The following is a 14004-nucleotide window of genomic DNA, read 5'->3' on the forward strand; positions in this document are numbered from 1 at the left end:
ATATGGGATTGCATTATCCCTGATAGATTGGCTCATATTGTTACATTCATTCTGAATATTTTTGCGAGTTCTATGAACTCGCTTTTTTTTGCCTGTCATTCAGAATCTCAGAGCTTCGGAGTCACCTGGGTGTACAGGTCATGTGATAAATGACACTTGATCATGCTTCCAAGATCTTTTCCTTTTACTTAGTGTCTCGACACATAGCCTTGATCATCGTTTCGGGGTTCATTCCAAGATTGCGCCGCCATGAAGTGGACATGCGCTTCAATTAACTGATGAGACTTAATTTGCCAGTTTGCGTGCGTTTGCTGATTGCAAAACTCTAAGCTAAGAACGGCTAAGTGCTGCAAGCGTTTCATACACCAATCTTTTAACGCCAGTTCACTACGTGGCTCACACACTACTTGTTGAAGTTTGCTGTATGCCAACTGTAGATATTGGTACGCTCTTTCTGGCGCGTTATAGCGTGAGTTGAGGTAGATACGTAGGCAGCCATCCAGCCAATAGCTAAGTGCTTGGCTTTGTGTTTCGGTGATTTCGGGCCCCCAGATATCATCAGGAGCATTAAGGATCAGGCATTCGATACAATCAACTTGATCATGCTTCCGATTTTCGTAGCAGTCACGGATCTGCTCTACCCACGTATCTAATTTCATCATGCGGCATTAACCCAGTGTTTTACAAAATGATTTTGACCAACTTGATCATAGCCTTGTGTGACAACGGTACTGGTTGATCGAATAATTTCTGCATCTTGTAAGTAGTTTGGTTCACTTTCCACGAGTTTTCCAAACGGTAGGTCTGGATCGGGAACCGCAGAGATCAGTAGGCGAGTATACGGATGTTGCGGATCCGTTAAGATTGCTTGAGTATCTCCCCACTCAACAATTTGTCCCTGGTACATCACAGCGGTTTCTTCCGCGATGTAATGCGCTGTCGCAAGATCATGTGTGATATACAAAAAGCCGATACCTAGCTCTTCCTTCATCCGTTGCATCAGGTTTAACACGCCTAAACGAATGGACACATCTAACATCGACGTCGGTTCGTCAGCGAGGATGACTTCAGCCCCCACCGCAAGAGCACGTGCCAAATTCACCCGTTGACGTTGTCCGCCACTCAATTGGTGTGGATACTTTTCCAATGTGTCGGGCGCTAACTCGACGAGGTCGATCAATTCTTGTAAACGGTTAGGGATCTCTCGTTCGCTGGCCACTTGTTTATGAATTTTCAGCGGGCGGGTAAGATGATGTGCGATGGTGTGAGTTGGGTTAAGTGAACCAAACGGGTCTTGAAAAACCATTTGGACTTTACTGCGGTATTCTTGAAGCTCCGCTCGGCTTTGTATGTGGTCGACATTCTTGCCGTTAAACAAGATTTCGCCAGATGTTGCCGGATAGACTTTTGTAATCAGGCGTGCACAGGTGCTTTTACCGCATCCTGACTCCCCAACAAGCGCGAGAGTGCGTCCTTTGTACAAATCAAAGCTCACGCCTTGAAGTGCCTTAAATCGGTCTTCAGAGGCAAAACCACCGCCAATCGTGAATTCTTTAACGACATTGTTGAGTGAAATAATTGGATTGCTCATAGCGTCGCTCCTTGCGCTTGGTGCTTCCCTTCGTGAATGTTAGGGAAAGAGGCCCAAAGTTTTTGAGTGTATGCGTGTTGAGGATGGTTACGAATGTTCTTTGATTCATTGATTTCCACAATTTCACCGTGCCTCATAATGGCAATTCGGTCACACAGCTGGCTCATCAGCGCCAAATCATGAGTAATGAACAAAATCGAAAATCCAAACTCTTCCCGAAGTTGATAAATCTGTTGAAGAATCTCCCGCTGAACGACCACATCCAATGCCGTGGTGGGTTCATCCATAATGATCATCTTGGGATTTAGGGATAGGGCGATGGCGATAACTAAACGCTGACGCATGCCGCCGCTGAATTGATGAGGATATTCTGTTATACGATCTCGTGGGATGTTGACGAGATCGAGGAGTTTTTCAGCTTTCTGTTTAGCCACTTCATCACTGAGCCCTTGATGATGCCGTAAAACATCTGAAAACTGTTCCAAAACGGTCAGAACCGGGTTTAAGGAGTTCATTGCGCTTTGAAACACCATTGCGATCTCGCTCCATCGAATCGCGTTCATTTCCTTATCTGAAAGCGCTAATAGATCTTTCCCTTCAAAGATTATCCGCCCTCCAGAAATAAACGCAGGTGGCTTGTGAAGTCGGTTGATCGCAAACGCGATGGTGCTTTTACCGCAACCAGATTCGCCCGCAAGGCCAAAGATTTCTCCTCTACCTATATCGAAATTTACACTGTTAACCGCTCTGAAATCGCCGTTGTCAGTAATGTAATCGACGCAGAGATCTCTAATTTGAATGATGGGGTCAGCATGAAAGGCATGCTCGGTATCTTGATTATCCATAATCTCACTTACTCAATTCAAAAGATAATGATTATCATTAACCCTTATTTCGAGAGTGAAAAGAAGTGTGAATTAAAAAAGTGAACTGACTCGAAAAGTATCCTTCGGATTATGAAACATTACAGTTTTAGGGGGAGACGTTCAGGAGGGAATAGAAGAAAAAATGCGAACTAGATCTAACTAGAAAATGTAGGGACGATTTTCTAAATGTACCGCCAGATTTTTGCCGCAGCAAAGCTTATTTATAGAAAAATAGTTAATAATTCCTGAACTAGTAGCAGCTTCACATTCTAGATCTAAAATTCTTAACAAGGGTATCGTGGTTTTGCTACAGATTAGCTGTCCCTTGCATGGTTTGTTCGGAGGTTACAATGTCCATTAATTCTATTGACCATGATGAAATGACTAAAATTGCTGAAACGTGGGACTTCACGGAAGAAGTCGAGTTACAAAAGCCAGTCAGAAGTGTTAAATCAGCGGAAGCTCGTCGTCGTATCGAAGCATTGAGAGAGATCCGAGAAAGTGGTTTAACGATTGAAGAGGCGAAGGAATTAGGTCTGATCCATTAGCCCTGTACCCACAAATGCAAATACGTAAGGGTGGCGAAGTTAGCCACCCTTTGTTTTTCGATGTTTTTTGATCTGATCCGCTACCCAATTCTCGATTCTTTCTAAACATTCCTTTTTGATGTGGTATATTTCTATTCCATATTTTTACAGATGCAGAACGTTCCTATGTCGATTAACCTTTCAAACCTTCCACCAGAAGAGAAGAACAAGGTTGAACTTGATAAACAAGCTTCATTTTTGGTGTGGAAGCTTAGAGAAGCGAAAGCAGGCCCTGATGAGATTAATCAGGCAGCGGATAAAATCAGAGATGAAAACGAAAGGTCGTTCTTCTTAGAATCTGTGGCTAAATATAAGCGAGTGATGGGCGTAGCTTGAGCCCCATTTCTTTGCAAATCGCGAAAAATTGAAATGATTCCGCTTTTTGCTAAAATCCTTCGCGTTAAATTGAACTAGAGAGAACATCCCGATGGGAAGAAGTTTTGAAGTGCGCAAAGCCTCAATGGCGAAAACAGCTGGCGCAAAAATTAAAGTTTATTCCAAATACGGTAAAGAAATTTACATGTGCGCGAAAAATGGCGGTGCAGACCCTGACATGAACTTGTCTCTGAAGCACCTGATCGCAAAAGCGAAAAAAGACCAAGTTCCAGCACACGTTATCGACAAAGCAATTGATAAAGCAAGTGGTGGCGGCGGTGAAGATTACGTTCCTGCGCGTTACGAAGGCTTTGGTCCAGGTGGTACAAGTGTCATCGTTGATTGTTTAACAGATAACGGTAACCGTACTTTCCAAGACGTTCGCCAGTGTTTTGTAAAAACAGGCGCGAAAATTGGTGTGGAAGGTTCTGTTTCTCACATGTTCGATCACCAAGCTGTATTCCAGTTCAAAGGCGATGACGACGAAGCAGTATTAGAAGCGCTAATGATGGAAGACGTTGATGTGACTGACGTTGAACTTGAAGATGGTGTGATCACAGTGTTTGCTCCTCACACTGAGTTCTTCAAAACAAAGACAGCGCTAAACGGTGCATTCCCAGAGCTGACTCTTGACGTAGAAGAGATCACCTTCGTTCCTCAAACTCACACGCCAGTAGCGGGTGAAGACGCAGAGAAATTCCAGAAGTTCCTGGATATGCTTGATGATTGTGATGACGTACAGCAGGTTTACCACAACGCTGAACTGTAATGCACAACTGAAGATTGAAAACCGAGCTAAGCTCGGTTTTTTTATATCTAAAAACAGTATGTTCATGCCATTTTTGCCAGCTTTGAGATACTTAAAGACAGTTTACAGTGTAAAACTGTTCAATTTTTAACTTAAAACAAGACTAACATCAGAGTCCCTAAAACACAGGCCATCAAGATGGAGAAAGCTTGATGGCAACGGGAGGAGGGGTGCTGTAGAAGCAATGACCATTGTGAGTTAAACTTAACCACGTAATCCAAAGCAGGGGTATTTATGTCCAATTCATCTTCTGATTCAACGACAAAAAAGAAAAAAACATTTTTACCAAAACCTGAAAACTACAAAGTTAGTCTAAAATATGAGGGCATGTCGCTGAAGGAAGAGTGTGAAAATCGCTCGATAGCTGAGTTAAAAAGGAAGTATGCGAGATAAATATGGCGCTTATCATGATAGATACTGTTACCCAGATAGCGACGTTCTGACTAACTTGCTCAATCTTAGGGACGGTGACGAATTGGCTGAGGCTGAAATAGCGTTTACGGCAGAACGTTATCGTACTTATCAAAGTGAACTCACTTCCATCGACCAATTTACTTTCTCTCATCTACAACACTTACATACCTATCTTTTCCAAGACTTGTATCACTGGGCTGGTCAACTGCGCGAAGTGGATATTTCAAAAGGTGACACACGTTTTTGCACCGTTCCGAGAATCGCCGTTGAAGGGGAGACGCTGTTTCAGATTATTCCTACGCTCGCCAACATACACGATCAAGAAAAACTAATTGAAGAAGTCGCGTCACTGTTTTGTGAAATTAATTTGCTCCATCCCTTCAGAGAGGGGAATGGCCGAGTACAGCGCTTTTTCTTCGAAGAGATGTTGTTTGTTCTTGGTTACGATCTGACCTGGCCTGATTTGACGAAAGACCAGTGGATAGAAGCGAATATAGCAGGTGTCTATCTCGACTTAGAACCACTAAAAGCGATTTTTCGTCAGGCGATAGCCAAGTTGTAGACGCGCTATACCTTGCCAATGTGAAATGAGACAAACGCCAAGACATTATTGCCTTGGCGTAAGGGATTAATTGCTCACGTTGTTGTATTTACTTCGATTGGTATGACTACTGTGCCTAAGGGGTGCTGTTGAGAACTGGCTTGACTCTACTTTTCTTAATGGCGACTAAGACTTGTGGCAGTAAAGACATCAAAATCATCCCAGCCATCAAACTGTATTGAGTTAGCGTAAAGTTTTCACCCAGCAACAGCAGTCCTGACACAATCCCTGCGACAGGGTTTGCGATACCACCAAAAGCAAAATCTACGATGCTCATACGTTGGAGCAACCAAACATACAGAGCGTATCCCAGTGCTGTGTTTAACACCGCAACCCAGCTTAACCCCAAAGCATTTTGTATAGAGAAATGGTTTACAGCATTGGCATATTTTTCAGGTTCCACCAAGGCATGCCCTCCTGCAACGATTGATAACACCATCCCACCCAGGAGCAACTGCCACGTCAGGATTTTCCACCAATGCATTTGTGTGCCTAGTGATTGAGTGATAGAACTGCCCACGATGATGCATGTAATGGCCCCAATCATCGCTGCCAGCCCCAATGGACTTAGGCTGATTGAACTTGGATCAAACAGCTTCCATGCCAGCAAGATCAAAGCTGCGCCGGAGAAGGCTTGAGCCACGCTAGGTTTCTGTTTGTTTTTGATCCAATGAAAGAGTATCGCAAACACGGGAACCGAGACCATTCCAACCCCTGAAATGGCAGATGGTAGGGTAAGAGCCATAACGAAAATTAGCGCAAAGAAGGCGGCAATGTTAATGGTTCCTAATGTCAGCAGAACTTTCCACTCACCTTTGGATGGAAGAGTGGGCTTTATCATCAAGAGTAATAGTCCTGCCGGCAGTGCTCTTAGCACACCTAGCAGGAATGGCGGCCAGTCACTTAACGAAAACTGAGTCACCGCGTATGTTGTTCCCCAGAAGAATGAAGGGATCATAGCAAGCAATATGTTCATGTTACTTATCTTTATATTGAGATAGTTTGTTCAAAATGTACGCGCTATTAGATGAGTTGTAAAGTATCTTTATGTTAAGATAGTTGGCAGTATTTGTTTGCTATGGAAACGTAGTTATGGACGTTGTTGATCGAGTGACAGAGCAGTGGGCTCAGGAAAAACCAGAGCTAAAAACAGAGCCAATGGCCATCATGGGGCGTATTTTACGCATCGCTAAGCACATGGAAAACGAAGTGGCAAAGCTTCATAAGCGCTATGGTCTAAAGTTCGGTGAATTTGATGTATTGGCGACATTGCGTCGCAGTGGAGAGCCTTTCTCTTTAACACCGTCCGCGTTAATGGGCTCTATGTTATTGACGTCGGGGGCGATGACCAATCGCTTGGATAAGCTGGAATCTAAAGGACTGATCGCCCGAACACACAGCAAAGAGGATCGTCGTAGCGTGAGTGTTAAATTGACGCAAGAAGGGACAAAACTTATTGATGAGATGATGCAGGTTCATGTTGATTTGCAACACTCGCTGATTAAAGGGATGAGCCCGAAACAAAAGACAGAGTTAAACCAATATTTAAAAGTCTGTTTGGCTGAGTTTGAATAGCCACCAGCAAGTTCCCCCATTTTTCGGGGGAGGGTGTCATGTCAATAAAGTCCCATTTAATGGGGGCATCTGTACAGAACATATCAGCTTTTTATACGTGTTTAGATGTGCTCAATAAAAGAAAACCCACTGTAAAAAGTGGGTTGTCGGGCATCATAGTTATCGTATGTTTGGTGATTAAGACTCAATAGGAACCACCAGAATATCAACTGGTGACTTATTAATGAGATGCTGAGAGTAGGAGATGATGCGACTCCAAAAGTCTTGGTGATGGCCGCAAATCAACAAATCTACACCGTTGCCAGCGATCACTTCGTGTAGCTTGCCGCTTAACTCACCTGTACCCACAATGATCTTTTTCACGGGGTATTCGGTATTAGCATCAAACTCTCTAAGCTGCTCCAACGTATGCTCATTGACGGGTCTCAGGTCAGGGTTCGCCTTGATATCCACTAAATCAGGATAAATCTCCCCATGAGTCCCATCGATGTGAACAAACGAAAGCTCTGAACCGAGTTGGTTCGCCAAGAAAACTGCTCGATCAATAAGGATATTGCTTTGCTCTGAAAGCTCTATAGCAACCATGATGTGTTTGTATTGCATATCCAACCCCTTCTCTGAAATAGACAATGTAAGCTTAGTCTTATTTACGGAAAAATGGTGTTGGATTGATCTCGATTTACTCATTAATTCTCCGCTCATCTTATTGAGCTGCATTACTTTTTCTACCGATATGTTCTTTTGCCCACCATTGAATGTTCTTAGGTTCTTTTTCTTATTTAAATGGTGATTGGTTTGGTTTTTTTGTTTGATGACAGATGATCAGTTGTTGAGTGGTTACTTTCTTATTGGGTGAGAAATATTGCGCTGATTTCTTTATGTATTCTTACTCTTTGAGAATAAAATTTGTTAAGGAATCCACGTGACGATACAACATGAGTAGAACTCGATGAAACACAGTAATGGGCAAGTCAATGAAAAGGTACTCCAACTTTTAATGCAAGTCGCGGTCAACGAAGACCCGGTGACGGCCAAGCAGTTGAGCGAACAGGTGGGAACGCCAATCAGTAGCTTGTATCGCCATATAAAGCTTTTAAAAGAATGGAACCTTATCGAAGAAAGTCCAAGTGACAAAACCTTGATCATAGGTCCGGCTGCATTGATGCTGATGCGAAGCTACAAAAGCAATCAGCACGACTTAGATGCCATTGATTTGGTGCTAAATCGATTGCAAAAGCAGACGGGTGAAATGTCAGCGTATATGGTACCTGTCGGTTATCGCGCTTTGTGTGTCAGCAGAAAAGAGAGTATGCAGGCGCTTCGTTGCAGCTACGTCCAGGGTCAAAGTCAACCCCTGCTACGAGGCGCCTCATCCCGAGTGATGCTTGCTTATATGCCCGCTTTGCGTTGTGAAAAGATTCTGCGTTATTTCGGAGAGTCCGACAACATTAGTGTTTGGCATCAAGAGCTAGAGCAAATTCGAAACCAAGGCTATGCAGTGAGTACTTCAGAGATTGACCCGGGGGTTTCTGGCATCAGTGCCCCAGTGATGAAAGGAAGTAAACTTATCGGGGCCGTTTCGGTTATGGCACCTGTTCATCGATTTCAGATCAATCAACAAAGAATCATACTACATGTACTTCAAGCAGCTAGGGCTTTGCCCCCAGAAAGGTAATGGAAATGTTTGGGCTATTTCGACGCAAGAAATCTGAGAATATTACTGGACTTCCACTCCATCAACTCACTTTGGTTAGTGTGAGTGAGCGGCTCAAACCGACTAAGCTGGTTGACTTTGAAATGGCTGATCAGAGCTTACAAGAAGTATATGAATGGCTAGCCCAACAAGATAAGTACTGTTGGGTGAATGGTGGACATTACAACCTAAATGAACAGCAGGTAGGAAAGTATCAGCTGCATCTGAGTAATTATTTAGGCGATCAAACATTGCCCGTGGTTCTGACTAACAACACAGAGACTTTACTGCACAGCTTGCCGTTACTTATTTCGCCAAGAAAAGAGCTGGGAGTTGTGCACATTGGACGCAGCTTTGAGTTGAACGCCACGTTAGAGCCTGAAAAGGGCACCGCATTTCACTTTGCGCTTTCACGTTATAGCGAGTGTCGGTTGTTTGGACTTGGCTTAGACAAAGCGCATCTTGACAGCAGAACGCTAGAGTATGCGGAAGATCTGGGGTGCGATTGGTTTGCGTTAGAAGAGTGCTGTTTTGGACAAAGATTCCAGATCAAGCACCAGTTAGCAAGTTATCTCGCACACTGTGACGATATTATTCTCAATATTGATCTTGACTGTCTTTGCCCTGTTTCTCGCTTAGAGGCAGGTTCAGCGATTGATATACAGGTCGTGAATCGAATTATTCGCCAATTGCTTATTTCGGGGAAAGTTCGCCAGATTCAGCTGGTGGGTTACAAAGATAAGCATCTTTACTCTAAAGGAACCGCTAACCTTCTTCATGAATTAGCGCAGACTTATTTGATGACTCACCGAGCGGCTTAATTCGGCCGGAGTAAATATACAAAAGCTGGCATTGATGCCAGCTTAGTGTTGGTTTAGCACATTTTAAGATGCTTTGTTCGCGCTTTTACTTGAGTCTTTCCAGTATTGAATACGAACGCGATGCAATTGTGCTCTTCTCATTTTTTTCATGATATTCCCTCAAAACAAAATACAGCTCTTCACTGAGCTCAATACGAATACAGTTCCTCATGAACACGATTTAATTTAGCCAGCAAATTTCGTTATGGCTAGATCCTAGATCACATTTTATTGCATAAATGTCTTACATTACGCAGCAAAGTTGAAGTTCAGCGCGTTTTCATAAGTTTGTCATGTAACTCAAGGAAAGACGAACCTTCGAATTAATATTTAAGAAACAATAGCTTAATAAATCTTTCATATTGACTACCTAATATCTGCTCGCTATTTAATAAAAATTACTCAAGCAAGGAGTCAGTGATGTGGAATCGTGATGAGCAAGATTCACAGTTTAGCCAGATGATCGAAGCGAGATTATCTCGCCGTCGTTTCTTAGTAGGTACTGCAGCAGTAAGTGCAGGCGCTTTTCTTTCTTTAAACCCGATCGCAAAAGCATTTGCCGCAGACAAAAAAAGCGCGCTGCTAAACTTTGAGTCGGTTCCGGCATCAACAGCGGACGAAATTATCGTACCGAAAGGCTACAAAGCGAAACCACTATTGTCTTGGGGAGATCCGATCTTTCCAAATGCACCAGAGTTTGATCAAAGTGGTAAACAAGACTCCAAAGCTCAACAAAGTCAGTTTGGCGATAATACCGACGGTATGAGCCTGTTCCCGATCAGCGATGATCGCGCGGTGATCGCCGTAAACAACGAATACACCAACTATGAATATCTGTTTGATCATGGCGGTAAAGCAATGACAGCAGATGATGTCTTGAAAGCGCAAGCGGCACATGGTGTCACTGTTTTTGAAATTGTTAAGTCTGGTGGTGAGTGGAAGCTAGACAAGGGCGGTAAACGTAACCGCCGTATTACCGCAAACACCGAGATGATGCTGACAGGCCCAGCGGCAGGTCATGATCTGATGAAAACTGAATTAGATAAATCAGGCATGAAACCGTTTGGTACCTTCAACAACTGTGCAAACGGTCAGACCCCTTGGGGAACGTACCTGACGTGTGAAGAGAACTTCCACGGTTATTTCGGTACACGAGATGAAAGCGCTGAGATTTCTGATGATCATAAACGCTACGGTGTAAAAGCCGCACCAAGCAGCTATCAATGGCACGACTCTGACGAGCGTTTTGATGTGGCGAAGCATCCAAATGAGCCTCATCGATTCGGCTGGATCGTGGAAATCGACCCACACAACCCAGAATCAACGCCACTAAAACGCACTGCGCTAGGCCGATTCAAGCATGAGAATGCTGCGGTAGTGATCAATGACGATGGGCATGTTGTCGTTTATCTTGGTGATGATGAGCGTGGTGAGCACATATACAAATTCGTTTCTAAGAACAAATACAAACCTGGCAACGACAAGGCTAACCGCGACCTGCTAGAAGAAGGCACGTTGTATGTTGCGAAATTCAGCATGGACGACAAAGAGCTGGCAGGTAAAGGTGAGTGGATTGAACTGACTTACGGCAAAAATGGTTTAACAAAAGAAAACGGCTTTAACGATCAGGCAGAAGTGATGATCTTCGCTCGTCGCGCTGCAACTCATGTTGGCGGAACCACCATGGATCGCCCAGAGTGGGTTGCTGTGCACCCTGATAACAAACATGTTTTCTGTACACTGACTAACAACAAAAACCGTGGCGTGAAAGAAAACCAACCTGTTGGTGGACCAAACCCACGAGCAGAAAACAACTACGGTCAGATTGTTCGCTGGTTACCACATGGTGGAGATCACACGAGCAACAGCTTTGAGTGGGACCTATACCTAATCGCGGGTAACCCAGTGGTTCACAAAGGTACGGCTTACGCGGGTAGTGAAAACATCACACCTGAAAATATGTTTAACAGCCCGGATGGTATCGGCTTTGATAAAGCTGGTCGTTTGTGGATTCAAACAGACGGTAAGTACTCAAATGAAGGGGATTTCGCCGGTCAGGGCAACAACCAGATGTTATGTGGTGACCCAATGACAGGTGAAGTTCGTCGATTCCTAACGGGTCCAATCGCATGTGAAATCACGGGTTTGACGTTCTCAGCTGACTATAAAACCATGTTTGTTGGCGTACAACACCCAGGGGAAGATGGCGCGCCATCGCATTTCCCTGCTGGTGGTAACACGAAGCCACGCTCGACCATCGTAGCGATTACGCGAGAAGATGGCGGTGTTATTGGCGCGTAGTTGTTAAATTAAAACCAGTAGTTCAAAGGGGCGTTCAGCCCCTTTTTTGATATATGAAATTTATGTAACAAAATACATAAAAAGTTGTGACAGTCTCTTTATATGATACTAAATGTAGTTGCTTCCATCATACGGTAACACTATATTGAAATGGTACCTCAATAATTCTAGGGTGTAGAGACCGATAAAACGTTACAAGTTAATACAATAAACTGAGCGCAATAGAGACACAGGTTTTAACAAATTCTTGTTATTAAGCGTGAATCCGAACGTAAAAGAATAAAGTATTGCACAACGGCCTTTAACTTCTTCCGAAGCTGCACCTTGGGTTAGCTAGGTATTGGTGTTTAACCACAAGAGGAGGTTAGGGTATGGTTTCAGTCATTTTATTTGCATTAGCCATCGTTGTTTTCTTTTGCTGTTGGACGGTCCAACACGGACTGCCCCTTTTAGGTATGAAATTAGATGAGTCCGATCAGTTACTCCTTACGGAAGTACTAGGTGAAGAGATTCTCGAAGCGTAAACGCGAGTGGAAAAAGGAGCTTTCGGCTCCTTTTGTCGTTTTTGGTGCTACATCATTTTTCATCATTCCCACCTCGCGTTTTTTAGAAAAATGTAGGTGCATTGGCGTTTCACTTACTGCTATTATTTGTTGGATATAGTCGGGGAGCCTGAAGGCTGAGATCGCATTGCGAGACCCGTAGAACCTGATTCAGTTAGCACTGGCGTAGGGAACTATTCGCATCAAGTTACATTCTGGTTTGATGCACTCGCTATAAGTGGAACTTCTTTCATTCCTCTACTTTGGCAGAGTCAGTTCTTATACGTCTTGTAGTAGGAGCGACAATGCCACATTCACAAGACACCACTCCCATTGTATTGACGATCGCTGGGTCCGACAGCGGCGGTGGGGCAGGAATCCAAGCCGATATTAAAGCCATCTCAGCGACGGGTAGTTATGCCTGTTCCGTGATTACAGCGATTACATCGCAAAATACGTTGGGTGTCTCTGCCATTCATCCTATACCGCTGGAACATATCGAAAGCCAGCTTGATGCGGTTTTTTCTGATTTGAACGTGGTAGCGGTCAAAATAGGGATGCTAGCCGACGCTGAAATCATCAAGTTAGTTGCGCGTAAGCTCAAGCAATACACGCCTAAACATTTGGTGATTGACCCTGTTATGGTCGCGACAAGTGGCGATCTATTGCTGGAGCAAAATGCGATTTGCACGCTTAAACAAGAGTTAATCCCGATGGCTGATTTGTTAACACCTAATCTTCCTGAAGGGGCGGCTCTAGTGGGTAAGTCTGTCCCTCAGAACGAAGATGAAATGGGAGCCTTAATAGAAGATTTACGCGCGTTAGGAGCGAAATCGGTTCTACTAAAAGGTGGCCATCTGGAACATGATAGAAATAGCAATGATCTGCTGATAATGGAACAGAGCTATGAATTACTGAGAGCAAAACGGTACGACACCAAAAATACCCATGGAACGGGCTGTACGCTTTCTTCAGCTATCGCATCGTATCTTGCTCAAGGAAATAGGCTGCATAAAGCGGTGTATCTTGGAAAGCAGTATATCTCACAAGCGATTTCTCATTCGGATGAGTTGGAAGTTGGGAAGGGGCATGGCCCGGTACATCATTTTTTTCCTGGCCATGTGAATGTGCGCTAACGAATGGTTGGATGTGGTGGCACTGTAGTCCATCGTTAGTCAGCTAGATTCTACTCCGTTGTTTTAATCAGTTGTTTCAATCAATCAAACAGCGGAGTGACTTATTTCTCGCCGTTACAAATCGCGCATGAGAGTTTCATACTCTTCATTCGCTTCCACAATCAGTGTGCTGAGTTCATTCGCATCTTTATCGTTTAACTCTACTGCCCATTTATCTCTATTTTTATTGCAGTGTAATCGTGTTTTGCCGGTGAGTTTTTCAAATTCAACGTCGCACAGATCCGCTTGATGATGCTTTTGAAGTTCAACAATCTCAACGTCTAAAAGTCCGATGGGATTGACTTCAATATTCACATGGAAGCGTTTTGTGTCGTTAAGCTCATAGTGCCGATGTACAGAAATCATTTGTCTCTCCTTACCTAGCTTGCTTTCGCTCTACTCAAGTGTAGGACAGCGTATTAAACAGGAATATTAAATTATTGCTAAATTTGACCCTGGTTAAGAAATAAGCAAATTTATTTTCATCATAGGCCTGCTTGTTTGATTCACCTAGATAGCGTTGGGGTGGTGAGATTGTTCTACATGGCGAGTTTTGAAGAGCGTTGACTTAAAAAATCTTACATTGCCAGTGTTGCATTGTGTCAATAGTTCTATT

16 protein-coding genes and 1 riboswitch are annotated in these 14004 nt (G+C 43.7%); of the genes, 10 read left to right on the plus strand and 6 right to left on the minus strand.

The window, feature by feature from the left end; all coding sequences use genetic code 11:
- Positions 1-188: 188 nt before the first annotated feature.
- From NP165_RS16605 to NP165_RS16615, 3 genes are read right to left on the minus strand one after another with little or no spacing between them, the layout of a single operon-like run.
- A complete protein-coding gene (locus tag NP165_RS16605; RefSeq protein WP_257085643.1) occupies positions 189-662 on the minus strand; it encodes a transcriptional regulator in 474 nt (157 codons plus the stop codon).
- Complete coding sequence (locus NP165_RS16610) at positions 659-1591, minus strand: ATP-binding cassette domain-containing protein (RefSeq protein ID WP_257085644.1); 933 nt, start codon at positions 1589-1591, stop codon at positions 659-661. The genes NP165_RS16605 and NP165_RS16610 overlap by 4 nt, the downstream gene beginning before the upstream one ends.
- Positions 1588-2436, minus strand: a complete 849-nt coding sequence (locus NP165_RS16615) for an ABC transporter ATP-binding protein (RefSeq protein ID WP_257085645.1) — start codon at positions 2434-2436, stop codon at positions 1588-1590. Before NP165_RS16615 ends, NP165_RS16610 begins: the two co-directional genes overlap by 4 nt.
- A 371-nt stretch (positions 2437-2807) precedes the next feature.
- On the opposite strand from NP165_RS16615, the gene NP165_RS16620 reads away from it, so the two are divergent.
- The 4 genes from NP165_RS16620 to NP165_RS16635 all read left to right on the plus strand — a co-directional run bounded on the left by NP165_RS16620 (position 2808) and on the right by NP165_RS16635 (position 5203).
- The gene (locus NP165_RS16620; RefSeq protein WP_257085646.1) at positions 2808-3005 is read left to right on the plus strand and encodes a PA3496 family putative envelope integrity protein; all 198 of its coding nucleotides are present in this window, start codon (positions 2808-2810) and stop codon (positions 3003-3005) included.
- 165 nt (positions 3006-3170) lie between these two features.
- Complete coding sequence (locus NP165_RS16625) at positions 3171-3380, plus strand: DUF3283 family protein (RefSeq protein WP_257085647.1); 210 nt, start codon at positions 3171-3173, stop codon at positions 3378-3380.
- Positions 3381-3471: 91 nt separating this feature from the next.
- Positions 3472-4188 carry a YebC/PmpR family DNA-binding transcriptional regulator gene (locus NP165_RS16630; RefSeq protein WP_257085648.1) on the plus strand — a complete coding sequence of 239 codons (717 nt, stop codon included), beginning with the start codon at positions 3472-3474 and terminating at the stop codon, positions 4186-4188.
- Positions 4189-4609: 421 nt separating this feature from the next.
- A complete protein-coding gene (locus tag NP165_RS16635) occupies positions 4610-5203 on the plus strand; it encodes a Fic/DOC family protein (protein ID WP_257085649.1) in 594 nt (197 codons plus the stop codon).
- 115 nt (positions 5204-5318) lie between these two features.
- On the opposite strand, the gene NP165_RS16640 is transcribed toward NP165_RS16635, so the two are convergent.
- The gene (locus tag NP165_RS16640; RefSeq protein WP_257085650.1) at positions 5319-6218 is read right to left on the minus strand and encodes a DMT family transporter; all 900 of its coding nucleotides are present in this window, start codon (positions 6216-6218) and stop codon (positions 5319-5321) included.
- 116 nt (positions 6219-6334) lie between these two features.
- Here NP165_RS16640 and NP165_RS16645 point away from each other — a divergent pair, with 116 nt between their 5' ends.
- The gene (locus tag NP165_RS16645) at positions 6335-6817 is read left to right on the plus strand and encodes a MarR family winged helix-turn-helix transcriptional regulator (protein ID WP_257085651.1); all 483 of its coding nucleotides are present in this window, start codon (positions 6335-6337) and stop codon (positions 6815-6817) included.
- A 177-nt stretch (positions 6818-6994) separates the two neighbouring features.
- Here the strand turns inward: NP165_RS16645 and NP165_RS16650 are convergent, their stop codons facing one another.
- A complete protein-coding gene (locus NP165_RS16650) occupies positions 6995-7420 on the minus strand; it encodes a universal stress protein (RefSeq protein WP_257085652.1) in 426 nt (141 codons plus the stop codon).
- Between the two features lie 346 nt (positions 7421-7766).
- Here NP165_RS16650 and NP165_RS16655 point away from each other — a divergent pair, with 346 nt between their 5' ends.
- The 5 genes from NP165_RS16655 (at position 7767) to thiD (ending at position 13349) form a co-directional block, all read left to right on the plus strand.
- Positions 7767-8492, plus strand: a complete 726-nt coding sequence (locus NP165_RS16655; protein WP_257085653.1) for an IclR family transcriptional regulator — start codon at positions 7767-7769, stop codon at positions 8490-8492.
- 5 nt (positions 8493-8497) lie between these two features.
- Positions 8498-9331 (plus strand): arginase family protein, encoded by an 834-nt coding sequence (locus NP165_RS16660; RefSeq protein ID WP_257085654.1) that lies wholly within the window; start codon positions 8498-8500, stop codon positions 9329-9331.
- Positions 9332-9790: 459 nt separating this feature from the next.
- Positions 9791-11671 (plus strand): PhoX family protein, encoded by a 1881-nt coding sequence (locus NP165_RS16665; protein WP_257085655.1) that lies wholly within the window; start codon positions 9791-9793, stop codon positions 11669-11671.
- 371 nt (positions 11672-12042) lie between these two features.
- Complete coding sequence (locus NP165_RS16670) at positions 12043-12195, plus strand: hypothetical protein (RefSeq protein ID WP_257085656.1); 153 nt, start codon at positions 12043-12045, stop codon at positions 12193-12195.
- A gap of 130 nt (positions 12196-12325) precedes the next feature.
- A riboswitch (TPP riboswitch) is annotated at positions 12326-12423 on the plus strand.
- A 95-nt stretch (positions 12424-12518) separates the two neighbouring features.
- Positions 12519-13349 carry a bifunctional hydroxymethylpyrimidine kinase/phosphomethylpyrimidine kinase gene (gene thiD / locus NP165_RS16675; RefSeq protein ID WP_257085657.1) on the plus strand — a complete coding sequence of 277 codons (831 nt, stop codon included), beginning with the start codon at positions 12519-12521 and terminating at the stop codon, positions 13347-13349.
- A gap of 114 nt (positions 13350-13463) precedes the next feature.
- On the opposite strand, the gene NP165_RS16680 is transcribed toward thiD, so the two are convergent.
- Positions 13464-13754: a hypothetical protein gene (locus tag NP165_RS16680; RefSeq protein WP_257085658.1), complete on the minus strand. Its 291-nt coding sequence runs from the start codon at positions 13752-13754 to the stop codon at positions 13464-13466.
- Positions 13755-14004 lie beyond the last annotated feature (250 nt).

This window comes from Vibrio japonicus, from assembly GCF_024582835.1.
In the GTDB taxonomy this organism is placed as follows: Bacteria; Pseudomonadota; Gammaproteobacteria; order Enterobacterales; family Vibrionaceae; genus Vibrio; species Vibrio japonicus.

Excerpts from the sequence above, each read along its gene's own strand:
- NP165_RS16640 (WP_257085650.1), bottom strand. The coding sequence starts at position 6,218 with ATGAACATATTGCTTGCTATGATCCCTTCATTCTTCTGGGGAACAACA.
- NP165_RS16635 (WP_257085649.1), top strand. The coding sequence starts at position 4,610 with ATGCGAGATAAATATGGCGCTTATCATGATAGATACTGTTACCCAGAT.
- NP165_RS16650 (WP_257085652.1), bottom strand. The coding sequence starts at position 7,420 with ATGCAATACAAACACATCATGGTTGCTATAGAGCTTTCAGAGCAAAGC.
- NP165_RS16665 (WP_257085655.1), top strand. The coding sequence starts at position 9,791 with ATGTGGAATCGTGATGAGCAAGATTCACAGTTTAGCCAGATGATCGAA.
- NP165_RS16620 (WP_257085646.1), top strand. The coding sequence starts at position 2,808 with ATGTCCATTAATTCTATTGACCATGATGAAATGACTAAAATTGCTGAA.
- NP165_RS16660 (WP_257085654.1), top strand. The coding sequence starts at position 8,498 with ATGTTTGGGCTATTTCGACGCAAGAAATCTGAGAATATTACTGGACTT.
- NP165_RS16655 (WP_257085653.1), top strand. The coding sequence starts at position 7,767 with ATGAAACACAGTAATGGGCAAGTCAATGAAAAGGTACTCCAACTTTTA.
- NP165_RS16615 (WP_257085645.1), bottom strand. The coding sequence starts at position 2,436 with ATGGATAATCAAGATACCGAGCATGCCTTTCATGCTGACCCCATCATT.
- NP165_RS16625 (WP_257085647.1), top strand. The coding sequence starts at position 3,171 with ATGTCGATTAACCTTTCAAACCTTCCACCAGAAGAGAAGAACAAGGTT.
- NP165_RS16610 (WP_257085644.1), bottom strand. The coding sequence starts at position 1,591 with ATGAGCAATCCAATTATTTCACTCAACAATGTCGTTAAAGAATTCACG.
- NP165_RS16670 (WP_257085656.1), top strand. The coding sequence starts at position 12,043 with ATGGTTTCAGTCATTTTATTTGCATTAGCCATCGTTGTTTTCTTTTGC.
- NP165_RS16605 (WP_257085643.1), bottom strand. The coding sequence starts at position 662 with ATGATGAAATTAGATACGTGGGTAGAGCAGATCCGTGACTGCTACGAA.
- NP165_RS16680 (WP_257085658.1), bottom strand. The coding sequence starts at position 13,754 with ATGATTTCTGTACATCGGCACTATGAGCTTAACGACACAAAACGCTTC.
- thiD (WP_257085657.1), top strand. The coding sequence starts at position 12,519 with ATGCCACATTCACAAGACACCACTCCCATTGTATTGACGATCGCTGGG.
- NP165_RS16630 (WP_257085648.1), top strand. The coding sequence starts at position 3,472 with ATGGGAAGAAGTTTTGAAGTGCGCAAAGCCTCAATGGCGAAAACAGCT.
- NP165_RS16645 (WP_257085651.1), top strand. The coding sequence starts at position 6,335 with ATGGACGTTGTTGATCGAGTGACAGAGCAGTGGGCTCAGGAAAAACCA.